28 protein-coding genes are annotated in these 23417 nt (G+C 67.1%); 10 read left to right on the top strand and 18 right to left on the bottom strand.

Features of this window, described 5'->3' with window-relative positions; genetic code table 11:
* Positions 1 to 55 precede the first annotated feature (55 nt).
* Positions 56 to 745 (top strand): D-lyxose/D-mannose family sugar isomerase, encoded by a 690-nt coding sequence (locus OSH07_RS01005; protein WP_266336743.1) that lies wholly within the window; start codon positions 56 to 58, stop codon positions 743 to 745.
* 15 nt (positions 746 to 760) lie between these two features.
* Here OSH07_RS01005 and OSH07_RS01000 read toward each other — a convergent pair whose 3' ends face one another.
* The gene (locus OSH07_RS01000; RefSeq protein WP_266336742.1) at positions 761 to 1483 is read right to left on the bottom strand and encodes a DUF1428 domain-containing protein; all 723 of its coding nucleotides are present in this window, start codon (positions 1481 to 1483) and stop codon (positions 761 to 763) included.
* A gap of 145 nt (positions 1484 to 1628) precedes the next feature.
* Here OSH07_RS01000 and OSH07_RS00995 point away from each other — a divergent pair, with 145 nt between their 5' ends.
* Positions 1629 to 2075: a MarR family winged helix-turn-helix transcriptional regulator gene (locus OSH07_RS00995; protein ID WP_266336741.1), complete on the top strand. Its 447-nt coding sequence runs from the start codon at positions 1629 to 1631 to the stop codon at positions 2073 to 2075.
* A 19-nt stretch (positions 2076 to 2094) separates the two neighbouring features.
* Here OSH07_RS00995 and OSH07_RS00990 read toward each other — a convergent pair whose 3' ends face one another.
* The 8 genes from OSH07_RS00990 to OSH07_RS00955 all read right to left on the bottom strand — a co-directional run bounded on the left by OSH07_RS00990 (position 2095) and on the right by OSH07_RS00955 (position 8949).
* Positions 2095 to 2655 (bottom strand): DUF3833 family protein, encoded by a 561-nt coding sequence (locus OSH07_RS00990; protein WP_266336740.1) that lies wholly within the window; start codon positions 2653 to 2655, stop codon positions 2095 to 2097.
* A 109-nt stretch (positions 2656 to 2764) separates the two neighbouring features.
* Entirely contained in the window at positions 2765 to 3238 is a 474-nt protein-coding gene (gene ptsN / locus OSH07_RS00985; protein WP_266336739.1) for a PTS IIA-like nitrogen regulatory protein PtsN, read from the bottom strand.
* A 103-nt stretch (positions 3239 to 3341) separates the two neighbouring features.
* Positions 3342 to 3932: a ribosome hibernation-promoting factor, HPF/YfiA family gene (gene hpf / locus OSH07_RS00980; RefSeq protein ID WP_266336738.1), complete on the bottom strand. Its 591-nt coding sequence runs from the start codon at positions 3930 to 3932 to the stop codon at positions 3342 to 3344.
* 272 nt (positions 3933 to 4204) lie between these two features.
* On the bottom strand, positions 4205 to 5752 hold the full coding sequence (gene rpoN, locus OSH07_RS00975) for an RNA polymerase factor sigma-54 (RefSeq protein WP_266336737.1): 1548 nt from the start codon (positions 5750 to 5752) through the stop codon (positions 4205 to 4207).
* A gap of 122 nt (positions 5753 to 5874) precedes the next feature.
* A complete protein-coding gene (gene lptB / locus OSH07_RS00970; protein ID WP_420909592.1) occupies positions 5875 to 6801 on the bottom strand; it encodes an LPS export ABC transporter ATP-binding protein in 927 nt (308 codons plus the stop codon).
* A 35-nt stretch (positions 6802 to 6836) separates the two neighbouring features.
* The gene (locus OSH07_RS00965) at positions 6837 to 7508 is read right to left on the bottom strand and encodes an LptA/OstA family protein (RefSeq protein ID WP_266336735.1); all 672 of its coding nucleotides are present in this window, start codon (positions 7506 to 7508) and stop codon (positions 6837 to 6839) included.
* Positions 7505 to 8227: an LPS export ABC transporter periplasmic protein LptC gene (gene lptC / locus OSH07_RS00960; RefSeq protein WP_266336734.1), complete on the bottom strand. Its 723-nt coding sequence runs from the start codon at positions 8225 to 8227 to the stop codon at positions 7505 to 7507. The genes OSH07_RS00965 and lptC overlap by 4 nt, the downstream gene beginning before the upstream one ends.
* Before the next feature lie 107 nt (positions 8228 to 8334).
* Positions 8335 to 8949, bottom strand: coding sequence for a ribonuclease D (locus OSH07_RS00955; protein WP_266336733.1), 615 nt, complete (start codon positions 8947 to 8949; stop codon positions 8335 to 8337).
* Between the two features lie 113 nt (positions 8950 to 9062).
* On the opposite strand from OSH07_RS00955, the gene OSH07_RS00950 reads away from it, so the two are divergent.
* From OSH07_RS00950 to OSH07_RS00940, 3 genes are all read left to right on the top strand, one after another.
* Entirely contained in the window at positions 9063 to 10082 is a 1020-nt protein-coding gene (locus OSH07_RS00950) for a Gfo/Idh/MocA family protein (protein WP_266336732.1), read from the top strand.
* 219 nt (positions 10083 to 10301) lie between these two features.
* Positions 10302 to 10730 carry an Hsp20 family protein gene (locus tag OSH07_RS00945; protein WP_266336731.1) on the top strand — a complete coding sequence of 143 codons (429 nt, stop codon included), beginning with the start codon at positions 10302 to 10304 and terminating at the stop codon, positions 10728 to 10730.
* Between the two features lie 40 nt (positions 10731 to 10770).
* Positions 10771 to 11022, top strand: coding sequence for a BQ00720 family protein (locus OSH07_RS00940; protein ID WP_266336730.1), 252 nt, complete (start codon positions 10771 to 10773; stop codon positions 11020 to 11022).
* A gap of 199 nt (positions 11023 to 11221) precedes the next feature.
* Here the strand turns inward: OSH07_RS00940 and pheT are convergent, their stop codons facing one another.
* The 5 genes from pheT to infC form a co-directional block, all read right to left on the bottom strand.
* The gene (pheT, locus tag OSH07_RS00935; RefSeq protein ID WP_266336729.1) at positions 11222 to 13639 is read right to left on the bottom strand and encodes a phenylalanine--tRNA ligase subunit beta; all 2418 of its coding nucleotides are present in this window, start codon (positions 13637 to 13639) and stop codon (positions 11222 to 11224) included.
* Positions 13640 to 13649: 10 nt separating this feature from the next.
* The gene (pheS, locus tag OSH07_RS00930) at positions 13650 to 14732 is read right to left on the bottom strand and encodes a phenylalanine--tRNA ligase subunit alpha (protein WP_266336728.1); all 1083 of its coding nucleotides are present in this window, start codon (positions 14730 to 14732) and stop codon (positions 13650 to 13652) included.
* A gap of 171 nt (positions 14733 to 14903) precedes the next feature.
* A complete protein-coding gene (gene rplT, locus OSH07_RS00925; RefSeq protein ID WP_266336727.1) occupies positions 14904 to 15272 on the bottom strand; it encodes a 50S ribosomal protein L20 in 369 nt (122 codons plus the stop codon).
* A 28-nt stretch (positions 15273 to 15300) separates the two neighbouring features.
* On the bottom strand, positions 15301 to 15495 hold the full coding sequence (gene rpmI / locus OSH07_RS00920; protein WP_201401663.1) for a 50S ribosomal protein L35: 195 nt from the start codon (positions 15493 to 15495) through the stop codon (positions 15301 to 15303).
* A gap of 283 nt (positions 15496 to 15778) precedes the next feature.
* Positions 15779 to 16318, bottom strand: coding sequence for a translation initiation factor IF-3 (gene infC / locus OSH07_RS00915; protein ID WP_266337350.1), 540 nt, complete (start codon positions 16316 to 16318; stop codon positions 15779 to 15781).
* Between the two features lie 232 nt (positions 16319 to 16550).
* Between infC and OSH07_RS00910 the strand changes: the two genes are divergently transcribed.
* Genes OSH07_RS00910 through OSH07_RS00895 form a run of 4 tightly spaced genes read left to right on the top strand, consistent with a single transcriptional unit; the run spans position 16551 to position 19793 of the window.
* A complete protein-coding gene (locus tag OSH07_RS00910; protein WP_266336726.1) occupies positions 16551 to 17318 on the top strand; it encodes an alpha/beta hydrolase in 768 nt (255 codons plus the stop codon).
* A 55-nt stretch (positions 17319 to 17373) separates the two neighbouring features.
* Entirely contained in the window at positions 17374 to 17979 is a 606-nt protein-coding gene (locus OSH07_RS00905) for a sulfite oxidase-like oxidoreductase (RefSeq protein WP_266336725.1), read from the top strand.
* Positions 17980 to 17986: 7 nt separating this feature from the next.
* Positions 17987 to 18763 (top strand): ferredoxin reductase, encoded by a 777-nt coding sequence (locus OSH07_RS00900; RefSeq protein WP_266336724.1) that lies wholly within the window; start codon positions 17987 to 17989, stop codon positions 18761 to 18763.
* Positions 18753 to 19793, top strand: a complete 1041-nt coding sequence (locus tag OSH07_RS00895; RefSeq protein WP_266336723.1) for a glycosyltransferase — start codon at positions 18753 to 18755, stop codon at positions 19791 to 19793. The genes OSH07_RS00900 and OSH07_RS00895 overlap by 11 nt, the downstream gene beginning before the upstream one ends.
* Here OSH07_RS00895 and OSH07_RS00890 read toward each other — a convergent pair.
* Both OSH07_RS00890 and OSH07_RS00885 read right to left on the bottom strand, forming a co-directional pair.
* Positions 19782 to 20672, bottom strand: a complete 891-nt coding sequence (locus OSH07_RS00890; protein WP_266336722.1) for an SDR family oxidoreductase — start codon at positions 20670 to 20672, stop codon at positions 19782 to 19784. The genes OSH07_RS00895 and OSH07_RS00890 overlap by 12 nt on opposite strands.
* An 88-nt stretch (positions 20673 to 20760) precedes the next feature.
* The gene (locus tag OSH07_RS00885) at positions 20761 to 21273 is read right to left on the bottom strand and encodes a DUF2244 domain-containing protein (protein WP_266336721.1); all 513 of its coding nucleotides are present in this window, start codon (positions 21271 to 21273) and stop codon (positions 20761 to 20763) included.
* 22 nt (positions 21274 to 21295) lie between these two features.
* Here OSH07_RS00885 and nth point away from each other — a divergent pair, with 22 nt between their 5' ends.
* Positions 21296 to 22000, top strand: a complete 705-nt coding sequence (nth, locus tag OSH07_RS00880; RefSeq protein ID WP_266336720.1) for an endonuclease III — start codon at positions 21296 to 21298, stop codon at positions 21998 to 22000.
* A gap of 223 nt (positions 22001 to 22223) precedes the next feature.
* Here nth and OSH07_RS00875 read toward each other — a convergent pair whose 3' ends face one another.
* Positions 22224 to 22676, bottom strand: a complete 453-nt coding sequence (locus OSH07_RS00875; RefSeq protein ID WP_266336719.1) for a DUF2214 family protein — start codon at positions 22674 to 22676, stop codon at positions 22224 to 22226.
* 46 nt (positions 22677 to 22722) lie between these two features.
* The gene (locus OSH07_RS00870; RefSeq protein WP_266336718.1) at positions 22723 to 23400 is read right to left on the bottom strand and encodes a sulfate transporter family protein; all 678 of its coding nucleotides are present in this window, start codon (positions 23398 to 23400) and stop codon (positions 22723 to 22725) included.
* Positions 23401 to 23417 lie beyond the last annotated feature (17 nt).

Genomic DNA, 23417 nt, shown 5'->3' with positions numbered 1-23417 from the left:
GCGCGCCAGGGCCTAGTCTGGCCACTCCAAGGCGACGACGGTGGAGGAGACCGGAATGAAGCGCTCGCGGATCAATGAAATCATGCTGCAGGGGGACGAGTTCATCCGCTCGTTCGGCTATGTGCTGCCCCCCTTCGCCTACTGGACGCCGGAAGAGCTGCGCGCCCGCAAGGCGCAGGCGCCCGGCATCCTCGACGCGCGGCTCGGCTGGGACATCACGGATTTCGGCGCCGGCGATTTCGACGCGCTCGGCCTGTTCCTGTTCACCGTCCGCAACGGCAACGCGGCCGACCTCGCGACCGGCCGCGGCCTGCTCTATGCCGAGAAGATCATGATCGCCCGGCAGGACCAGGTGACGCCGATGCACCGCCACGTCATCAAGGGCGAGGACATCATCAATCGCGGCGGCGGCAAGCTGACGCTCGAACTCTTCGCCTCCGACGCGGCCGGCAGCCTCGACCGCAAGGCCGGCGTCACGGTGATGACCGATGGCGTCGAGCGCAGCCTCGCCGCCGGCGGCAAGCTCAAGCTCGAGCCGGGCGAGAGCATCACGCTGACGCCCGGCATCTGGCATTCTTTCTGGGCCGAGGGCGCCGACGTGCTGATCGGCGAGGTATCGACCGTCAACGACGACCGCACCGACAACATCTTCGCCGATCCGGTCGGCCGCTTCGCCGAGATCGAGGAAGACGAGCCGCCGATGCACCTGCTGGTGTCGGACTACGACGACTGGCTCGCCCCGTAGCGGCGACGAGCCTCGTCAGGACCAGGCTTCGTCGAGGATCGGCGCGAAGCCGCCGAAGATCATGCGCTGGCCGTCGAAGGGCATGTCGAACTGCATGCGCGGATCGGCCATCGCCTTCTGCCATCCCTCGGCGCGCGCCGCCTTGGACGGCCATTCGATCCAGGAATAGACGATCTTCTCGTCCCCGGTCGCCTTCACGGCGCGGCGGAAATCCGTGACCTTGCCCTCCGGCACGTCGTCGCCCCAGGTCTCGACGACCCGCGTCGCGCCATATTCGCGCAGGATCGGCGCCGTCTTCGCCGCCATGGCGCGATAGGCCTCCTTGTTGGCGCCGGGCACGGCGATCAGCGCGCCGTCGACATAGCCGGTCCCGCCGCCCCCGCCCTGCTCGACCAGAAGGGCCTCGAACCCGCCGAAGATCATGCGCTGGCCATCGAAGGGCATGCTGGCCGCCATCTCCTTCATGCGCGGGTCGTTCATCATCTTCTCATTGGCGGCGTCGCGGGTTGCGCGATCCGGATATTCGAACCAGGAGAAGACAACGACCTCATCCGGCTTCGCCTGCACGGCGCCCTTGAAATCGGTGAGCTTGCCGTCCGGCACCTCGTCGCCCCAGGTCTCGACCATGCGAGTCGCGCCGCTATCCCGAATGAAGGCGGCGGCCTCGGCGGCATGCTTGCGGTAGGCTTCCTTGTTGGCGGCCGGCACGGCCACCACGAATCCCTCGACATAGGTCATGGCGTCTCCTCCTTGGTCCCGCCTGGCGGGCTCTCCTCCGCTCGTCCCGCGCCGCCTGCCATGCCGTGGCAGACAATGCGGGACAACGGCTTCCTGGACGGATTGTTCACTTGACAATTTAGGTTGATATCAACATAAAAAGAGCATGTCAAATTCCGGCCCTGTACCCTTTTCGACCACGCTGCATGTCCGCGATCACTGCCTCTGCCTGGCCGCCCAGCGCGCCGCCCGCGCCCTGGCGCGCCGCTTCGACGAAGCGTTGCGGCCGGCCGGGCTGACCAGCGGCCAGTTCTCGCTGCTGATGTCGCTGAACCGGCCCGTGCCGCCGTCGATCGGTTCGGTGGCGTCACTGCTCGCCATGGACCGGACAACGCTGACGGCCAATCTGAAGCCGCTGGAGCGGCAGGGACTGCTGGAGACCGCCATCGACCCGCAGGACCGGCGCAGCCGCCTGCTGACGCTGACCGACGCCGGCCATGCGGCGCTCGCGGCCGCCGTGCCGATCTGGCAGCGCACGCATGCGGAGGTCGAGGCGCCGCTCGGCGAGGGCGTGGCCGATCTCCTGCGCGCCGGGCTGATGGCGCTCGTCTGACGGATCGACGGCCGGTCGGCTATTGACGCGCCAGTTCCTCGACGCCCTGCTTGCCGCGCCTGCGCAGCGGCTGCCGCTTGAAGGCGACGTCGACCGACCCGACGGTCATGCCGAGCATGGAGATGACGCCGTTGTTGACGATGGTGTCGCGGCCGGAGCGGCGGATCGTATCCTCGAAATGAAGCTGCAGCTTGCTGCCGTTCTTGCCGCGCGTGATCAGGTCGTAGGACATGCGAATGACATCGTCATCGACCCGCACCTTGGCGGTGCCGACGACGTCCTCGCGTGTGCCGATATAGGTGTTCGGGCCGGTCTTCTTGAAGCGCCAGGTGCGGCGGTCGAGCGCGCCATTGTCGAAACGAAAGGCCTGGTCGAGCACGAAATGGCCGCCGCTGCCGCGCCCGCTCGTGGTGACGACGAAGCCGCGGTCGACGCCGGCGAGCCGGCTCTTGAAGCGGCCGACGCCGGTCGCCTGGCCGCGAAACGCGTCTTCCAGCGTCTGCCCGGTCTCGGCCGCGCCGGAGCCGGCGCTGGAAACAAGCAGCGCCAGCGCGACGACAAGACAATGCGCGATCTTCATTGCGGGCCCCCGGATGCGCCGGATTCGGTATCCGCGCAGTCTAGCCTGAGTTTCGGGGGTTCGTCAGCCTCGCTTGCGCAATGGCGGCAAAACGGGCCCGCGGCCGGCCTCAGCCCGAGGCGCTGACCGGCGCGGCAGCGCTCTCGGTCAGCACGGCATAGAGCGCCGACTGGTCGCCGGAGGCGCGCAGCTTGTTGGCGAGCCCGGGCTCGCGCAGCAGACGCGCGATGCGGGCGAGCGCCTTCAGATGGTCCGCGCCGGCGTTTTCCGGCGCCAGCAGCAGGAAGATCAGGTCGACGGGCTGGTCGTCGAGCGATTCGAAGTCGATCGGCTTGGGAAGGCGGGCGAAAACGCCATGGATGCGGGTCAGCGCCGGCAGCTTGCCGTGCGGGATCGCGATGCCGTTGCCGACGCCGGTCGAGCCGAGGCGCTCGCGCTGCAACAGGGTATCGAAGATCTGCCGTTCGTCGAGACCGGTCAGTTTCGCGGCCTTTTCGGCCAGTTCCTGAAGTGCCTGCTTCTTGCTGTTGGCCTTCAGGGCCGGGACGATGGCGTCCTGGCTGATGAGATCACTGAGGTCCATGACTTGGTTCAAAAATGCCTCGGTTCAAACCTTCGGTCCAAGACCCGTCGTTTCGGCGCGCTCCCCGAGCGCGCCGAAATCTCGATTCCAAGCTTACGCGGAATCAGCTGGCGACGGAATCCCCCTTGCCGCCCTGCGCCGGGTCGATCCACCCGATATTGCCGTCGCGCCGGCGGTACACGATGTTCACGCCGCCATGTCCGGCATGCCGGAACACGACGACCTGCGATTCTGCCAGGTCCATCGCCATCACGGCGCCGGATACGGACATCGTCCGCAGCGCCTTGGTTTCCTCGGCGATCACCATCGGCTTGTAGTCCGCCGCCAGCTCCTCGTCCTCGTCCGGCGTTGCCGCCAGGACGGTGTAGTTGGCGTCGATATCGGCCGCGCCATTGCGCGGATGATGGTCCTTCAGCTTGCGCTTGTAGCGCCGCAGCTGCTTCTCGATGCGATCGGCGGCCTGGTCGAATGTCGGATAGATCTCATGACCCCGTCCCTCGGCATGCAGATCCGCCCCGCTGTCGAGATGCAAGGCGCAATCGACGCGATAGCCGGTTCCATCCCGCTCCAGAACCACGCGACCCGAAAAGCCGCCGGAGAAATATTTGCCGATGGCGTCGCCGACCCGGCCCTCCACATGCGTGCGATAGGCGTCGCTGACTTCGATGTTCTTACCGGAGATGCGCAGAGACATGGACTTCTCGTACCCCTTGGTCGTCGTTGCGAACCGAGGCTCGCTTCGCGCTCCCGCGTGAAGCAGCCCCGTCGGGCACGTGCTTTCCGGCGTCACCAAGGCCTGCCGACTTCGAGCCGTTGGCGTTCCGGCTCCAAGGCCTCGGCCGCCTTCGGCGCCGCGCCCTTCTAGTGACAGCATGCCGGGAAGTCAAGAAACACGCCCCGGCAACAGCCATCATGTCTTGGACTTGGTCATCCGTCGAGCCCAAGGCAAGGGCAGCCGTCTAAACTTTAGCAGGCGGCGACCGCCTGCTTTTCACGACGACGCTGGACCGATGACGGAATCCGCAGGGCTTCGCGGTACTTGGCGACCGTCCGACGCGCGATGTCGATCCCCGAGTCACGCAGCATCTTGACCAGCGTATCGTCGGAAAGAACATCATCCGGTGTCTCGGCGTCGATCAGCGCCTTGATGCGGTGGCGGACGGCCTCGGCCGAATGCGCCTCGCCGCCCTCGGAGGAAGCGATCGAGGCGGTGAAGAAATATTTGAGCTCGAACACGCCGCGCGGCGTCGCCATGTACTTGTTCGAGGTGACGCGCGAGACGGTCGACTCGTGCATGGCGATCGCCTCGGCGACCGTCTTCAGGTTCAAAGGCCGCAGATGGGCCACGCCATGCGCCAGGAAGGCATCCTGCTGGCGCACGATCTCGGTCGCGACCTTCAGGATGGTGCGGGCCCGCTGGTCGAGGCTCTTCACCAGCCAGTTCGCCGTCTGCAGGCACTCGCTCAGATAGGTGCGGTCCTCGCCCTTGGAACGTCGCGCGACCTTGGAATAATAGCTCTGGTTGACCAGCACGCGCGGCAGCGTGTCGGTGTTGAGCTCGATCCGCCAGCTGCCGTCCGGCGCCGCGCGCACGACCACATCCGGCACGACGGGATGGATCGGCGCCGATCCGAAGGCGCTGCCCGGCTTCGGATCGAGCGTGCGCAGCAGGCGCAGCCGCTCGGCCAGGTCCTCGTCGCCGATGCCGCAGAGCCGCTTCAGCCCGCTCATGTCGCGCCGGGCGACCAAGTCGAGATGGCCGATCAGCGTCCTCATCACCGCATCGAGGCGTCCGCGCTCGCGCAGCTGGATCGCGAGGCAATCCGCGAGGTCGCGGGCGGCAATGCCGGTCGGCTCGAAGGTCTGCAGGATGGCGAGCGCATCCTCGACCTGCTCCAGCGGCGCGCCGAGGCGGCTGGCGACAGCCTCCAGGCTGGCGCGCATGTAGCCGGCCTCGTCGATCTCGTCGATCAGCGCCTGGCCGATCAGGCGGAGGCCCGGATCGATGACGGCAAGGCCGAGCTGGTCGCCCAGCAACGCCGCGAGCGACCGCTCCTCGGCGACGAAGGCTTCGAGATTGTAGTCGTCGCTGCTGACGGCGTGGCGATCGGAGGGCGTCGACCAGGGATCGACCGGCGGCAGGCCCGCCGCTTCGCCAGCCGGGGCGCCGTGATCGTCGGGAAACACGTTGGCGAGGTCGGTGTCGAGCCGCTCGGCGATCGCGTCCGGCGAGACCTCCAGGCGGGTCTCCAGCCAGTCCGGCCGCTCCTCGGCGACATCCGCCGCGAGCGCGCGGTCCTCGGCGGCGTCGGAGGCGCCCTCGGCCGGGAGCGTGAAGCCGGTTGCGTCATCGCGGTCGTCGCGCTCGAGCAGCGGATTGCGCTCGAGTTCGGCATCGACATAGGCGACCAGGTCGAGATTGGAGAGCTGAAGCAGCTTGATGGCTTGCATCAGCTGCGGCGTCATCACGAGGGACTGGCTCTGCCGGAGCAGGAGTTTTTGTGAAAGAGCCATTCTTCGGCAGCGTATCCCGGAGTGTGGTCCAAGGCTTTTTTTGCCTTATGGCCACCGGCCTCCCGGCCTGGTGGCCCAAGACTTGCTTGGTTCACCCTTTGGTATCGCAAGCCGCGCCGGCTTCAAAGCGTAAACTGCTCTCCGAGATAGAGACGACGCACGTCCGGGCTGGCGACGATGTCCTCCGGACGGCCTTCCATGAGCACCTCGCCGGCGTGAATGATGTAGGCGCGGTCGATCAGGCCCAGCGTTTCGCGGACATTGTGATCGGTGATCAGCACGCCGATGCCGCGCTGGGTCAGGTGGCGCACCAGCGTCTGAATGTCGCCGACCGCGATCGGATCAATGCCGGCGAACGGTTCGTCGAGAAGCATGAAGGTCGGACGGCTGGCGAGCGCGCGGGCGATCTCGCAGCGGCGCCGCTCGCCGCCGGAAAGGGCGATTGCCGGCGATTTGCGAAGATGGCTGATGTGGAACTCGGCGAGAAGCGAATCGAGCTCTTCCTCGCGCCGGTGGCGATCGGGCTCGACGACCTCCAGCACGGCCTTGATATTCTGCTCGACCGTCATGCCGCGGAAGATCGAGGTTTCCTGCGGCAGGTAGCCGATGCCGAGGCGGGCGCGGCGATACATCGGCAATTGGGTGACGTCGTTGCCGTCGAGCTCGATGCGGCCGTGATCGGCCTGCACCAGGCCGGTGATCATGTAGAAGATCGTCGTCTTGCCGGCGCCGTTGGGGCCGAGCAGGCCGACCGCCTCCCCCCGCGCCACGGCGAGGCTGGCGGAATTGACGACGCGGCGGCGGCGATAGCTCTTGCCGAGGCCATGGGCGACCAGCCAGCCGGGTCCGCCGGCATCCTGGGCGTAGCGGGTTACCTGCGGTTCGGCGCCACGACGGGCGGCGATATCAGCCACTGCCGGTTCCCGGCTCCTGAAAAGGCTCGAAAAAATGACCGGCGCTCCGTTCACTGCCCCGGCGCTGCCGGCTGCTTCTGTCATCGGGACGATCCCAGAGGGGATCCGAGGCGTCAATCCGACACCTCGCCTCAGGCCGGCGCATGGTGCGCGGCCTCAGGCCTGACGCGCTAGGGCGTCTTGCCCGGGGCCGAGCCCGGCGTGAAGATGCCGCGGATGCGAGCGCCCGGCTTCTGGTCGACGCGGGCGCGGCCCGTCGTCATGTCCCAGGTCAGCTTGTCGCCGGTGATGACGTTGGGGCCCTGGCTCAGCACGACATTGCCGGTCAGCGTCACCAGCTTGCCGACCATGTCGACGACGGCGGTGTCGCCGGTCGCGGTCTGCTGGCCGGAATTGACGTAGACCTTGCCGGTCGCCTCGATGCGGGTGAAGCTGCCGGCGCCCGGCAGCGTGCCCTCGAGCTGAGAGGCTTCCTTGCTGGCGGCGGCGGGCTTCGCCGCGCCATCGGCCGACTTGCCATCGGGGCTCTTGCCATCGGCGGCGTCGGCCGGCTTGCCATCCTTCGGCGCGGTCTTGGAGCCGGCCGAGAAGATCGAGATCTTGCCGGCCTTCAGCACGCTGTCGCCGCGCGTCACGGTGACATTGCCGGTGAAGGTCGAGATGCGCTGACCGTCCTTCTCCACCACGTCGAGCGAATCCGCCTCGACATTGACCGGGCCCTTCTGGCCGGTCTGGAATCCCTTGAACAGGTCGGCATTGGCCTGCGCGCGCGCCTCGACGGCGCCAAGCGCCAGCGGCAGGAAGGCGAGTGCAAAGACGAGGCGGTGGGACAGTCTTGTCATTCGATCACCGAAGGTGCTGCGGGCTGCGGGGAAGGCGAGTCGGCAGAATGGGTTGCAGGAGCCGAGTATGTCACCTTTACCCCGTTCCTGAACAGAATACGTTTGCCGCGATCCTGCACTTCAACGCTGTTGGCCTGGATCCGGCTGCCCTGGGCGGTGAAATCGATCGGCTGGTCCGATCGCATCGTGCCGGCCTTCATGTCGATATCGGCGTTTTCCAGCTTGCCGGCGATGCCGGTCGAGGTCGAAAGCGTGATCGACTTGTCGAGGAACAGGCGCTGCTTGTCGGCGTAGTAGGTGCCGGTGGTGGCGACCACCTTGGCCGTGTCGTCATTGTCCATGCCGATCGTCGCGCCGATCCGCTGCAGGGTGACGACCTTGGTGTCCTTCAGCGACTGCTCGGCCCGGTCGGCCTTCAGCTCGTAGGCGCGGCCATTGTTGGTGAAGCCCGAAACGTGCGGGTTCTCCATCACCACGGCGTTGTTGGTGACGTCGATCGAGCCGAAGGCGACGCCCTCCGGCAGGCTCGGCGCGAAATAGGTGAACAGGAAGAAGGCGCCGGCCGCCAGCACGCTGACCGTCGGCAGGGCGATCTTCAGGATGCGGACCAGGCGGCTGTGCCGCATGGCGGCGCGATAACGCGCGTCGACACCCTGGCGCGGATCCACATGGGAACCGCGGCCTCCTGCTGACCAGGTCGGGTCAGTCGACGCTCTCATGCGCTCTCCGCTCTTTCAAGTCTCGCTGCCGCGGCCGGCAGCCTGCGTCAGCAATATGGATACTTAGCGGCGCAAACCAAGGCGCGACGCAACGTCGCCGCGCGCGGTCAGGAATGCGCGAAGATATCCTGTTCCGCCCAGCCTGCAAGATCGAGTTCGGCGCGGGTCGGCAGGAAACGGAAGCAGGCTTCGGCCAGTTCGGCGCGGTTTTCGCGGGCAAGGCGCTCGTCGAGCCGCGTCTTCAACCCATGCAGATAAAGCACATCGGAGGCGGCATAGGCGAGCTGCGCCTCGCTGAGCTTTTCGGCCGCCCAGTCGGAGCTTTGCTGCTGCTTGGAAAGATCGACGTCGAGCAGTTCCTTCACCAGATCCTTCAGGCCGTGCCGGTCGGTATAGGTGCGGGTCAGCCGCGAGGCGATCTTGGTGCAATAGACCGGATTGACGGTGATGCCGAAGGCATGGCCGAGGACGGCGACGTCGAAGCGGGCGAAATGGAAGATCTTGGTCACGCCCGGGTCGGTCAGCAGCTTGACGAGGTTGGGCGCCTCGCGCTGGCCGCGCGCGATCTGCACGACGTCGGCGGTGCCGTCGCCGGGCGAAAGCTGCACCACGCAGAGACGGTCGCGATGCGGGTTCAGACCCAGCGTCTCGGTATCGATCGCGACCGATGCGCCGTAGTTCGACAGATCGGGCAGGTCGCCACGATGCAGGCGGATCGTCATGGCAGAAAAACCTCAAATTCCGGAAGCGTTTGCGTTTTCCTAGCGAAGCATGTCGTCTTCTGCAATGACGCAGGTCACAGCCGGAAGGCCATAGGGACGAAGGAACGCAACCGATGACCAATCTGCCAGGCGAACCCGCGACCGATCCGGTGCGCTGGGGCATATTGAGCACGGCGCGGATCGCGCGTCAGCGCGTCGTGCCGTCGCTGCTGAAGAGCCCGTCGTCACGGGTCGCGGCCGTCGCCTCGCGCAGCCTCGACAACGCCCGCAATTTTGCCACCGCCTTCGACATCCCGAAGGCCTATGGCTCCTACCAGGAACTGATCGACGATCCCGAGATCGATGCCATCTACAACGCTCTGCCGAACAACCTGCATGTCGAGACGACGCTCGCCGCCACGGCGAAGGGCAAGCATGTGCTCTGCGAAAAGCCGATCGGCCTCGATCTCGCCGACGCGCTGCGCCTGAAGGCAGTGCCGCGAGGCATCCTGATCGGCGAGGCCTTCATGATTCGCCATCACCCGCAATGGCACGAGGTGCGGAAGATCCTCGCCTCGGGACGGATCGGCAAGGTCCGCGCGGTGCAGACTTTCTTCGCCTTCCTGAATGTTGACCCCGCCAATATCCGCAACCGGCCGGAAACCGGCGGCGGCGCCATCCTCGATATCGGCTGCTATGCGATCGCCTCGGCCCGCCTGATCTTCGGTTCCGAGCCGCTGCGCGTGCTCGCCCTCATAGACCGCGACCCGGCGATGCTGACCGACCGCACCACCTCGATCCTGGCCGATTTCGGCGAGGGGAGGCAGTTCTCGGCGACGATCTCGACCCAGGCCTTCCGCCACCAGCGCGTCGGCATCATCGGCACGGAAGGCCGGATCGAGATGGAGACACCCTTTTCGGCGCCGACCGACGAGAAGTCGCGCATCCTGCTCGACCTGCACGGCCCCGGCCAGCCGGTCGAGTCGGTCGTCTTCCCGCCGGTCGACCAATACGCCCTGCAGGTCGAGGCGTTTTCGCGCGCGGTGCGCGGGACGGGGCCGTGGCAATTCGGGCTCGACGACGCGCTCGCCAATATGGCGGTACTCGACGCGCTGTTCCGCTCCGAGCGCTCCGGCACATGGGAGAGACCCTAGCCGGCGGACGTTCTCTCTCCGGCGGGCGGCGCCGCAATCCGGCCATTCGCGGCGCAAACCGGCGCGCCGCGGCTGCGGCAACCCGCCGTCAACAGGTCGGCTGCCGATCTTCTTGAAGCCGCCGACCGGCACGACCATATTGGGATCACGGGATGGTTCCCGTCGGATGCCTCTTCAGAGGGTCCGGTGACAAGGTCGCTTAGTGAAAGGACTTTGTGGATGTCGCGCGTTTCTGCGTTCTCCAGTCCGTTGCTTCTCGGATTCGACGAGATCGAGCGAGCTCTCGATCGGGTCGCGAAAGCATCCGGAGACGGCTACCCGCCGTATAATATCGAGCGGGTCACCAAAAGTGGCGCGCGCGACGAGTGCCTTCGCATCACGCTGGCCGTGGCCGGCTTCTCCCGCGAGGCGCTCGAAGTGACCGTGGAAGAAAATCAGCTCGTCATCCGCGGCCGCCAGCAGGACGACCGCGAGCGGATCTACCTTCATCGCGGCATCGCGGCACGACAGTTCCAGAAGACCTTCGTGCTGGCCGACGGGATCGAGATCATCTCGGCGGAGTTGAAAGATGGACTGCTTGCCATCGATCTCGCCCGGCCGACGCCGGAGCGGGTGGTGCGCAAGATCGAGATCGGCGTTCGCGACTGAGGGTCGCCGGTCCTCTCGCTCGATGATGAGGAGAATAATGATGTCTGCTACACGTTTCGCCATTTCGCCGGAGAGCCTCGCTGGCCTCGGCAACGGTCAGATCGCCTACGTCAAGGCGGTCAAGTCCGAGAACATCCGGGACCTCTTCCCCGACGCGCCTGAAATCGCCGCCGGCCAGAAGTTCTGGGCCCTGCTCGACGCGCGCGGCACGCCGCTGATGATTTCCGACAGCCGCGATGCCGTGGTCATGAACGCCCATGAAAACGACCTCGAAGCGGTGAGCCTCCACTAGGCTCCTGCCCGGCTCCCCACCCCGCCGGCCTCCCCCGACGGGGCGCGGGCGCCGCCGAGACGAACGACCGATGCCGGGCATCGGATTCTCCCAACTGGGAGGATCCGGTGCCTTTTGCGTTTCAGGGCCACCTCGCAAAGAAAAGGGCCGCCCGGATCGGATCCGGACGGCCCTTTCTTCATCAAATCCGCGCGAGCCGTCAGGAGCGCAGCACACCCTGCGTCGCCTTGGAGACCTGGGCGACGATCTTGGCCGCCACCGCCTCGATCTCTTCGTCGGTGAGCGTCTTCTGCGTCGGCCGCAGCGTCACTTCGATGGCGATCGACTTCTGGTCGGCGCCAAGCGACGCGCCCTCGAACACGTCGAACACCGACACATTGGAGATCAGCGCCTTGTCGGCGCCCTGCGCCGCCTTGACCAGCTTCGCCGCTTCCACCTTGCGATCCACCACGAAGGCGAAGTCGCGCGTCACCGGCTGGTAGGGCACCAGCTCGAGCGGCGGCTTCGTCTTGGTCGGGCGCGCGCGCGGCGCGGGGATTGCGTCAAGGAGGATCTCGAAGCCGACCAGCGGCCCCGCGACGTCGAGCTTGTCGAGCACGGACGGGTGCAGTTCGCCGAACCAGCCGATGACGTTCTGCGGACCGAGCTGGATCGTGCCGGAGCGGCCGGGATGGAACCATCCGGGCGCGCCGGCGACGATCTGGAACTTGTCGACCGGCGCCCCGAGCGCGTCGAGCAGCGCCAGCGCGTCCGCCTTGGCGTCATAGACGGAAACCGCCGGCGCCTTGCCCTGCCAGTGACGGCCGGCGCCGTTCACCGTCGCGCTCAGGCGACGGATGCCGGTGGCGGCGGTCAGCTGGTCGGACGGCTTGGTGCCGCGGAAGATCTGGCCGACCTCGAACAGGGCGAGATCCGCCGTGCCGCGGTCGGCATTGCGCTGCGAGGCCAGCAGCAGGCCGGGCAGCAGGCTCGGGCGCATGTCGGACATGTCGGCCGAGATCGGGTTCGCCAGCGCCAGCTCGGGCTTGCCGCCGCCGAAGGCCTCTGCCACCGGCTTGGCGACGAACGACCAGGTGACGGCCTCGACGAGGCCGCGCGCCGCCAGCGCCCGCTTCGCGCGGCGGGTGCGGGTCTGCGCCAGGGTGAGCACCGGCTTGGTGACGTTTTCCGACTTCGGCAGCGGCGTCGACGGCACGCGGTCGACGCCGAGGATGCGCATCACTTCCTCGACCAGGTCAGCCTTGCCGTCGACATCCGGGCGCCAGGACGGCACACCGACGGAGAGCGACGGCGCGCTGCCCGAAACGGTGAAGCCGAGCGCCGTCAGCACGGTGCGGATCTCGTCCTCGGTCGGATCGATGCCGGCGAGGCGCTTCACCTCGGCGATCGGGAAGGCGATCGTCAGGTAGCGCTCCGGGGCCGCGCCGGTGACGACGACCTCGCTGGCCTCGCCGCCGCAGATCTCCTGCACCAGCCGCGTCGCCAGCTCGATGCCGGGCACCATGAAGGCCGGATCGACGCCGCGCTCGAAGCGATAGCGCGCATCCGAGTTGATGCCGAGCTTGCGGCCGGTCTGGGCGATGTTGAGCGGCTCCCAGAGCGCCGACTCGATCAGCACGTCGACCGTGTCGTCGGAGCAGCCGGAGGCTTCGCCGCCCATGATGCCGCCGAGCGACTCGAGGCCGTTGTCATCCGAAATCACGCAGATCGACGGATCGAGCGCGTAGGTCTTGCCGTCGAGCGCGAGCAGGGTCTCGCCCTCCCTGGCGCGGCGCACGACGAGGTCGCCCTTGACCTTGGCGGCGTCGAAGACGTGCAGCGGGCGGCCGCGGTCGAAGGTCAGGAAGTTGGTGATGTCGACGAGCGCATTGATCGGGCGCAGGCCGATGGCGCGCAGCTGGCGCTGCATCCATTCCGGCGACGGACCATTCTTCACGCCGCGCACCAGGCGCAGCGCGAAGGCCGGCGACAGCGCCGGCGTGTCGCCGAACTCGAACTTCACGCTGACCGGCGAGGGGAACTTGCCCTCGACCGGGGCGACCGAACGATCCCTGAGCGTACCGAGGCCGGCCGCCGCCAGGTCACGGGCGACGCCATGGATTCCGAGGCAATCCGGGCGGTTCGGCGTGATCGCGATGTCGATGACGGGGTCGCCGAGGCCCGCCCATTCGGCATAGCCCATGCCCACCGGCGCATCGGCCGGCAGCTCGATGATGCCGTCATGGTCTTCCGACAGCTCCAGCTCGGCGGCCGAGCACAGCATGCCGTGGCTCTCGACGCCGCGAATGGTGCCGACGGTCAAGGTGATGTCCTTGCCGGGAATGTAGGTGCCGGCCGGCGAGAAGACGCTCTTCATGCCGGCGCGGGCGTTGGGCGCGCCGCAGACGACCTGCACCGGATCGCCCGAGCCGGTGTCGACCATGCAGACGCGCAGGCGGTCGGCGTTCGGGTGCTGAACCGCCGAGACGACATAGGCGATGGTGAACGGGGCGAGCAGCTTCGCCTTGTCCTCGACGTCCTCGACCTCGAGGCCGACGCGGGTCAGCGCATCGGTGATCTCGTCGAGCGAGGCATTGGTCTCAAGATGCTCCTTGAGCCAGGAAAGCGTGAATTTCATGGGTCTTTCCTTACGAGCTCAGGCCGCCGACGAGCGTCGGCAGGTCCAGCGGACGGAAGCCGTAATGATTCAGCCAGCGCTGATCGGCGTCGAAGAAGGCGCGCAGGTCCGGCATGCCGTATTTCAGCATGGCGATGCGGTCGATGCCCATGCCGAAGGCGAAGCCCTGATAGACGTCGGGGTCGAGGCCGGCGAAGCGGATGACGTTCGGGTGAACCATGCCGCAGCCGAGGATCTCCAGCCAGTCGTCGCCCTCGCCGAAGCGGACCTCGTTGCCGACCCGCTTGCAGCGGATGTCGACTTCCATCGACGGCTCGGTGAACGGGAAGAAGGACGGGCGCATGCGCATCTCGACCTTCTCGACCTCGAAGAAGGCGCGGCAGAACTCCTCCAGCAGCCACTTCAGATGGCCGATATGGCTCGACGTGTCGATCACCAGGCCCTCGACCTGGTGGAACATCGGCGTGTGGGTCTGGTCGCTGTCGCAGCGATAGGTGCGGCCGGGCGCGATGATGCGGATCGGCGGCTTCTGGCTCTCCATCGTGCGCATCTGCACCGGCGAGGTGTGGGTGCGCAGCAGCAGCCGCTCGCCCTTCTCGTCCGGATTGAAGAAGAAGGTGTCGTGCATCTCGCGCGCCGGATGGCCGACGGGGAAGTTCAGCGCGGTGAAATTGTAGTGGTCGGTCTCGATATCCGGCCCCTCGGCGACGGCGAAGCCGAGGTCGCCGAAGATCGCCGTGATCTCGTCGATCACCTGGGAGACGGGATGGATGCGGCCCTGCTCGAGCGGGCTCGGCCGGAGCGGCAGCGTGACGTCGACCGCTTCCGAGGCGAGGCGGGCGGCGAGGCCGGCTTCCTTCAGCGTGGCGCGGCGGGCGCTCAGGGCTTCCGTGACGCGATCGCGCAGGCCGTTCAGCGCCGGTCCCATGACCTTGCGCTCGTCCGGCGTCATCGCGCCGAGGCCCTTCAGCAGTTCGGAGACGGAGCCCTTCTTGCCAAGGGCGGCGACGCGAACCGTCTCGATCGCCGCTTCGTCGGAAGCGCCGTCGATGGCCGCGTGGATGTCGCGTTCGAGAAGTTCGAGATCGGACATGTCATTCCTCATGGGCGCCCGTGCGGCGCCGGATCATCGTCAGTTCGATCCGAAGAGGAATGCTCGCCGGATCACGCCAAACGCCGCAGCCACATTCAAGCGGCGGCGGCGCGATTGCGTTCCGGCCCCGGAAAGTCCGGCGGGAGGCCGCCCGAAGGCGGCCTGCCCAACTCAGGCGGCCTTGAGGGCGCCCTGAGCCTGATCGACCAGCGCCTTGAAGGCTGCCGGCTGGCTGATCGCCAGTTCGGCCAGAACCTTGCGGTCGACTTCGATACCAGCCTTTGCGAGGCCGTCGATAAATCGGCTGTAGGTCAGGCCCTCGGCGACTTCGCGGACGGCGGCGTTGATGCGCTGGATCCAGAGAGCGCGGAAATTGCGCTTCTTGGCCTTGCGGTCACGGAACGCGTACTGGGCGGCCTTGTCGACGGCTGCCTTGGCGGTCCGGATGGTATTCTTGCGGCGACCGTAGAAGCCCTTGGCGCGCTTCAGGATCTTCTTGTGCTTGGCGTGAGACGTTACGCCCCGCTTAACTCGCGACATGGTTCAAACTCCAGGTAAGGGGGACGGTTCAGCCGTTCAGGAACTGCTTGACGATCTTGGCATCCGCATCCGAAAGCACGGTGGTGCCGCGTGCATTGCGGACAAACTTGGCGGTGCGCTTGATCATGCCATGGCGCTTGCCAGCCTGGCCTGCCTTGACGCGTCCGGTACCGGTGAGCTTGAAGCGCTTCTTCGCGCCGCTCTTGGTCTTCAACTTGGGCATTTTGCTCATCCTTAATCATGCTGCCGGGATGCAGACCACAGCGCCCGTCTTGCGAGGAGCGTTCCAATGGTCGCTTCGGCATGGAAGCATTCGTGAGCCGACGCGGCATGCCCTGAGGAATATCGCCAACGAATTGGCGTTCCCCGCGCCGGGCGGCTCGGAAACGGCGGATCTATAGCGGGCGGAAACCGACGTGGCAAGGGCGGGCCGATGATTCCGGCCCGCCGACTTGCCAAATCCGTGACGCCGACCCCAAGGGTCGATCGCCCGGGTGGCCAAGCGCTCAGCGCGGGGCCAGAACCATGATCATCTGGCGGCCTTCGAGCTTCGGCTCCGCCTCGACCTTGGAAATCTCGGCGGTCTCGTCGCGAACCCGCTCGAGCAGCTTCATGCCCAGGTGCTGGTGCGCCATTTCGCGGCCGCGGAAGCGGAGCGTCAGCTTGACCTTGTCGCCCTCTTCGAAGAAGCGCTTGATCGCCTTCATCTTGACCTCGTAGTCGTGGTCATCGATGGCGGGGCGCATCTTGATTTCTTTGACTTCGACGATCTTCTGGTTCTTGCGAGCCTCGTTCGCCTTCTTCTGGGTCTGGTACTTGAAGCGGCCGAAATCGAGGATCTTGCAGACCGGGGGCTCGGAATTCGGCGCGATCTCGACGAGATCGAGGCCCGCTTCCTGGGCAGCGGCCAGCGCATCCTGAATCGAAGTGACGCCGATGTTCTGGCCGTCCTCTCCGATCAACTGAACTTCACGGACACCACGGATTTCGCGGTTGATACGCGGCCCATCCTTGGTGGGCTCCTGCGCTTTGAACGGACGGCGAATGGGGGCAGTCTCCTCTAACATTTATGAATCTGTCCGGCTTGACTAAATGGTTACGGTCCGCGTGTTTGCCTAGGGCCGACAAAGGCCGAGGCAAGCAGCAGACACGCGGGTCAAAGATCCCGGACAGCCCTGCGAAACTCGGCCAAGCAGGCGGGAAAGTCAACAGAAAGCCGCCATTCCACGCCACTTGAGCGCGGATCGACGCAGATTTCGAGCGACGGATGAGCGATTGATGCAACCAGAACACAAGACCCTGCCCGTCGGCGCCGGCGCCGAAGCGCGCGACATAGCCGTTCTCGCCCGTGCCGGGACGGGCCCCGGCGTGCTGTTCCTCGGCGGCTTCATGTCCGACATGCTGGGCTCCAAGGCCGAGGCGCTCGACCACTGGGCGGCGGAAAAGGGCCGCGCCATCACCCGCTTCGACTATTCCGGCCACGGCCAGTCCGGCGGCGACTTCGCCGACGGCACCATCACACGCTGGCTCGAGGAGGCGCGCGCCGTGCTCGAGCGCGAGACGGAGGGCCCGCAGATCCTCGTCGGCTCGTCGATGGGCGGCTGGATCGCGCTGCTGCTGGCGCTGGAAATGACCACCCGCGCGCCGGGCCGGATCGCAGGCCTCGTGCTGCTGGCGCCCGCCGTCGACATGACGCGCGACCTCATCCTCGCCCGGATGACGCCGGCCGAACGGCAGGAAATGGAGACCACCGGCGCGCTGAGGCAGCCGAGCGCCTATTCCGACCAGCCCTATCTGATCACCAGGAAGCTGATCGACGACGGCGAAGCGCATCTTCTCGGCCACAGGCCGGTTGCACTCGGCGCGCCGGTCCATATCCTTCAGGGCGTCCTCGACGACGAAGTGCCGTGGCAGGTGGCGATCGACCTTGTCGCACAGCTGGCACAGGACGATGTGGTTCTGACGGTGATCAAGGATGCCGGCCATCGGCTGTCACGGCCGGAGGATCTCAAGAAACTGATCGCCGCGGTCGAGGCGATCGCCTGAACGGCAGGTGGCGGGACCGGATCTGCGGCCCGCACAAGCAGGATCGGAGCAAGGCATGGCGACACGCGGCTTCATCGGCAAGCGTCCGAGCGACGGCATCGGCGACAGGCTGCCGCCGGGACAATATCTGACCGAGGATTTTCCGGTGCTTTCGGCCGGGCCGACGCCGCGCGTCGCGCTCGCCGATTGGCGCTTCACCCTCAAGGACGGCGTGCGGCCGGTGGCGAGCTGGGGCTGGGACGCCTTCAACCAGCTGCCGCAGTCGAAGCTGACGCGCGACATCCACTGCGTGACGAAATGGTCGAAGTTCAACACCGCCTGGTCGGGCGTGATGGTGGACGACATCCTCGCCGAGGCCGGCATCGCCGCGCCGAGCGACTTCACGCTGGCGCATTCCTATGACGGCTATTCCACCAATGTGCCGACCGAGGATCTAATCAACGGCAGGGCGATGGTGGCGACCCATTTCGAGGGCAAGCCGATCAGCCCCGACCATGGCGGCCCGGCGCGGCTGCTGGTGCCGCATCTCTATTTCTGGAAATCGGCGAAATGGGTAAGCGGCCTGCAATTCACCAGCCGCGACGAAGCCGGATTCTGGGAACTGCGCGGCTACCACATGCGCGGCGATCCATGGCGCGAGCAGCGCTTCAGCGGAGATTGACAGCCTCGTGAATGCCTCCCCCGTCATCGCGCCGCAGCCGGAACGGCTGATCTGGCAGATCGCCACCGTCGTCGCCATCACGACCGAGACGCCCCGCGTAAAACTGTTCCGGCTGAAGCCGGCGGACTGGCACGGCTTCACCGCCGGCCAGCATGTCGACGTGCGACTGACCGCGCCGGATGGCTACCAGGCCGAGCGCAGCTATTCGATCGGCTCGGCGCCGGACGACAGCGGCACGATCGAGCTCGCGATCGATCTGATCGACGACGGCGAGGTATCGCCCTTCTTCCACGAGGTCGTGGAGGTCGGCGACGAGATCGAGGTACGGGGCCCGATCGGCGGCCATTTCATCTGGCGCGCCGAAGATGGCGGGCCGCTGCTGTGGATCGCCGGCGGCTCCGGCCTGGTGCCGCTGATGTCGATGCTGCGCCACCGCGCCGCCACCGCACCCGAAATCCCGGCGGCGCTGATCTATTCCGCCCGCCGCCGCGAGGACCTGATCTGGTGCGACGAGCTTTTGCAGCACGCGGCGCGGGACCCGAACTTCACGCTTTTCGCCACGCTGAGCCGCGAGGCGGCACCGGGCGGGGGCGTCTGCCACGCCGGCATCCGCCATGGCCGCATCGACCGCGACCTCGTCGACGCCGCGCTGGCGAGGTTGCCGTCGGCGCCGAAGACCACCTTCATCTGCGGCTCGAACCCGTTCGTCGGCGCCGCCTCGACCTTCGCGCTCGACGCGGGGCTCCCCTTCGCCAGCATCCGGGCGGAGCGCTATGGGGGTTGAGCCGAATTCGATCGTCGCCGCCGCCGTTCCGGCCGAGATCGACGCCCGCGCCGCCGACGAACTGCTGGCCTTCGCCCGCCATCTCGACCGGGCGGCCTCGGCTTGGCTCGACAGCCTCGGCGAGGACGGGCGGCGTCACGGCCGGCGCGTCGGCTATGTGCTGATCGGCACGCCGGAATATGCGCTCGGCATGGACGTGCTGGTGCGCTCGCTGCGGGCCGTCACCGACCTGCCGATCCTGGTGCTGGCGGCCGGCGGCTGGAAGCCGACGCTCCGCGCGACGAACCTCGCCGTGCTGGCCGTGCCGGAGATCGTCAAGCAGGACCTCGAAGGCAGCCTGGCGGCGCGTTTCCGCCGCACGCTGACCAAGCTATGGGCGTTCAGCTTCGTGTCGCTCGACCGCCTCGTCTATCTCGACGGCGATTGCCTGGTGCGGCAGACAATCGACGACCTCTTCGACGGCGAGGGCTTCGCCGCCGCGCCGGACCTGCTCTGCAACCAGCCGCATCCGGTCTTCAATTCCGGCGTCTTCGCGCTTTCGCCCGACGCGGCGATGCGGCAGTCGCTGTTCGCCTCCCTGCCGGCAACCCCCTCCTTCGACGGCGGCGACCAGGGCATCCTCAACGCCTTCTTCGGCGCCGACGTCACCTGGCTGCCCGCCCGCGACAATTATCTCAGGACCTACGAGCCCCTGATGCCGGGTGCGGCCGACGCGGCGCGCGTCATCCACTACACCGCCAAGAAACCCTGGACGCCGCAATCGGAATCGATCGGCGACCACGCGCTGCTCGGCCTCGACGACGTCTGGACCGAAAAGCTCGACAGGGCCGGGCTGATGGCGCTGGTCGGAACGTGGCGGCGCGCTGTCGCCGACTCCGAGACGGCCGCGAACACGGCGCTCCGGCGCATCGAGGCGGAGCTTGTCGACCAGCGTCGCGGCGCCAAGCGGCTGATGCGCCGCGTGCTGCTGGCGCTCGGCCTCGTCGCGCTGCTGCAGGCCGGCCTGCTTGTCGCCTGGCTATCCGGCTGAGCCGCGCCAGCTGCCGTCGTTCCAGAGCGCCGCGATGCCCTCGCGATAGGTCGGAAAAGCGAGCTTCACGCCGAGATCGGCGGCGAGCCGCCTGTTGCCGACGCGCTTGTTCTCGCCATAGAAGGAGCGCGCCATCGGCGACAGCTCGGCGGTGGCGAAGTCGATCTCGGGCGGCGCCGGCTGGCCCGCAAGCCCGGCGGCGAAGGCGACCACGTCCTGCGGCGGCCCCGGCTCGTCGTCGGTGACATTGAAGACGCCGGAGGCCTTTTGCGCCGCGCCGGCGGCGACCGCGGTCGCGATATCGGCGACATGGATGCGGTTGAACACCTGCCCCGGCTTGACCAGCCGGCGGGCCGTGCCCTCCATCACCTGCGCCAGCGCGTTGCGGCCCGGGCCATAAATGCCGGAAAGGCGGAACAGCGCCACCGGCACGCCGCGCTCCTCGCCGAGAATGCGCCATTCCATCTCCGCCCGCACGCGCTCGACCGAGCGGCTGGAAAGCGGGTTCGGCTCCGTCGCCTCGTCGACCCAGCCGCCGCCATGGTCGCCATAGACGCCGACCGTCGACAGATAGCCGAGCCATTCGAAGGCTTCGGCGCCGAGGATGGCGCCGCGCAGCAGCGTGATAACCGGATCGCCGGCCGAGCCCGGCGCGATCGACTGGACGATGTGGGTGGCGCGCCTCGTGGCGGCGACGACGGCGTCGCTCGCGCTCTCGCCGTCGAAGACCAGCGCGTCGATGCCCTTCGCGCGCAGCCGCGCCGCCTTCTCCTCGGTGCGGACCGTGCCGCCGACGGTGGCGTAGTCGCCCTTCGCCCGTTGCGCCAGCGCCTGGCCGGAGAAGCCGAGGCCGAAGATGAAGAGGTGCTTTTCGGTCATGCGGTCTCCGACGCTCGGGGAAAGAAACCCGGTCTATCGCCCAAGCCCATGCGCAGACAAGTCTTTTGGACGCGGATGCGCCCGCCCCTCAGGCGTGGCGGACGGAGGCCAGCGCCTTCGACAGCGCGCTGGCGAAGGATTCGCGATCGTCCGGATTGAGGAAGCTGCCGATCGAAAGGCGGCGGCCATGCGAGGCGAGCGCCATGCGGATGATGCCCCAATCCGGCACGCGCTCGACTTCCAGCCGCGCCCAATACGGGTTGAAGTCGAAATCCTCAGCCCGCCCGTTCGGGGCGATCCGGCGCACGGTCAGATGCTCGTCCGTCATCTCGACAATCTCGCAGGCGCGGCCGGAGCGGTAGTTGAGGCGGAAGGCGAGCTGGATGGCGAGGATGTCGAGGCCGAAGAAGGCGGCAATCGGCCAGGCTCCCATCGACCAGAACAGCAGGCCGCAGCCGAAGCTGGTCAGCACGATGACCATCATCAGCGCCGCGAAGCCGCGCGGCGACAGCGAACGGTACGGCGTCAGCGTCGCCCGGAACAGCACGGTCTCGGGTGTCGTCGACGGGTTCTGCGGCATGTCGACATTGCGGTCGCTCATGGCTCGTCAGTATAGAGGATGTATGTCGAATGCACAGCCTCTCCCACCATCCGCGCCACCGCGCCGCAAGGCCCCGCGCGCCCCGAAGCGCTTCACCAGGGCCGAGGTGGAAGAAGTGTTCGCCCGCTTCCAGGCGCGCGATCCCGAGCCGAAGGGCGAGCTCGAAAGCGTCAACACCTTCACGCTGCTGGTCGCCGTCGTGCTGTCGGCGCAGGCGACCGACGCCGGCGTCAACAAGGCGACGCGGGCGCTGTTCGCCATCGCCGACACGCCGGCCAAGATGCTGGCGCTCGGCGAGGAGCGCGTCAGCGACCACATCAAGACGATCGGCCTCTACCGCACCAAGGCGAAGAACGTGATCGGCCTGTCGAGAATGCTGGTCGAGCAGCATGGCGGCGAGGTTCCGGACGACCGCGCCGCGCTGGAGGCCCTGCCGGGCGTCGGCCGCAAGACGGCGAATGTCGTGCTCAACATCGCGTTCGGCCACCCGACCATCGCCGTCGACACGCATATCTTCCGGATCGGCAACCGCACCGGCCTCGCGCCCGGCAAGACGGTCGACGCGGTCGAGAAGGAGCTGAACCGGATCATCCCGCCGAAATACATGCTGCACGCGCATCACTGGCTGATTTTGCACGGCCGCTATGTCTGCAAGGCGCGCAAGCCCGACTGCGCCGTCTGCCTCATCAACGACCTCTGCCGCTACCCGGACAAGACGCTGGCGTAGTCAAATCCCTCCGCGCCCTGCCCCATCCTCGCCGTCATCCTCGCGAAAGCGAGGATCCACGCAGCCGGGAACGCTGCCCAGCGAAGCTCCCGAGATCACGGATGGATGGATCCCGGGTCTCCGCCCGGGATGACGCCGGATGTGGGACAAGGGCTGGAGCCAGACTCCGCCCTCAGTCGGAAGCGCTCCGCGACCTCTCCCCATGGGAGAGGAGAAGAAAAACTCACATGCCGATGCCGCGCGCCATCATCGACGCGAGGATCGCGACGACCACCAGCATCGCCGTCTCGGCATGGACCAGGCGGCGGACGCCGGCGATCTCGCCGGGCGAAGGCTGGAAGGCAGGATCCGCCTTGGCGGCCTTGCGCCAGGCGAGGATGCGCATGGTCGGCTGGATCGAGAGCAGGCCGAGCGCGGCGAAAGCGATGATCTTCGCCCAGAACACCGGATTGCCGACATAGAAGCCGGAGCCCTTGAGGCCGAGGAAGACCCGGCCGAAGCCGGCGAGCACCAGAAGCGTCGCCGCGCCGCCATAGATCGCATCGACCCGGCCCAGCTTTTCCAGCGCCGCGCCCGCAAGCCCAGGCTTCAGCAGCATCAGCTCCATCGCCAGCACCGTGACGATGGCGAAGACGAGCAGGAAATGGGCAATGGCGAGCAGCAGATCGACCAGCATCTCATGTCCCCGTGGCGCGGAACCCTGAACCCCGGGGCGATCTTGCCTAGATTTCGAGCGGACGGGAACCCGTCACGCGCTTGTGCACATGCGTCATGAAGGCTGTGGCGAAGAGCGGCGTCAGAAGGTTGAGGATCGGGATCGCCAGGAAGGCGGCGATGACGAAGCCGGCGAGAAGCACGGTGACGGCGTTGTCGCGGCGGAGCTGGCGGGCCGCCTCGACCGGACGGAACCGCGACGCCGCCGCTTCGAAGAATTCGCGACCGAGCAGGTAGCCGTTGCCGAGGAAGAAGGCGACGAGATTGACGCCCGGCACCAGCAGCAGGATCAGGCAGACGATGTTGACCAGGATCACCGTCGCGGTGAAGCCGAGCGTCGACACGACGCTGTCGACGAAGGAAAGTCCCTGGCCGGGCGGATCCTGCGGGTAGTGCGTGGCCTCGACGACCGCCGCGATGTCGTCGGAGAACAGCCCCGCCATCAGCGCCGAAACCGGAGCGATCAGGAAGCCCAAGCCGACGACCAGCCCGAAGCCGGTGACGATGGCGACCGAGGTGTTGATCCAGGGCTGGCTCGGCCAATCGGCGAAATGCACGACCAGCGCCTGCAGGCCGAACCAGATGCCGATCAGGAACACGAAGGTCAGGCCCAGCGTCTTCCACAGCACGGCGCGGAAGGGCGGCGTTCCGATATCGGTCAAGGCGAGCCAGGCGGCCGCAAGCATGGACGTTCTCCCAGATG

The organism is Kaistia nematophila, from assembly GCF_026343855.1.
Classification (GTDB): domain Bacteria; phylum Pseudomonadota; class Alphaproteobacteria; order Rhizobiales; family Kaistiaceae; genus Kaistia; species Kaistia nematophila.
This window is presented reverse-complemented; position numbering and strand designations above follow the sequence as displayed.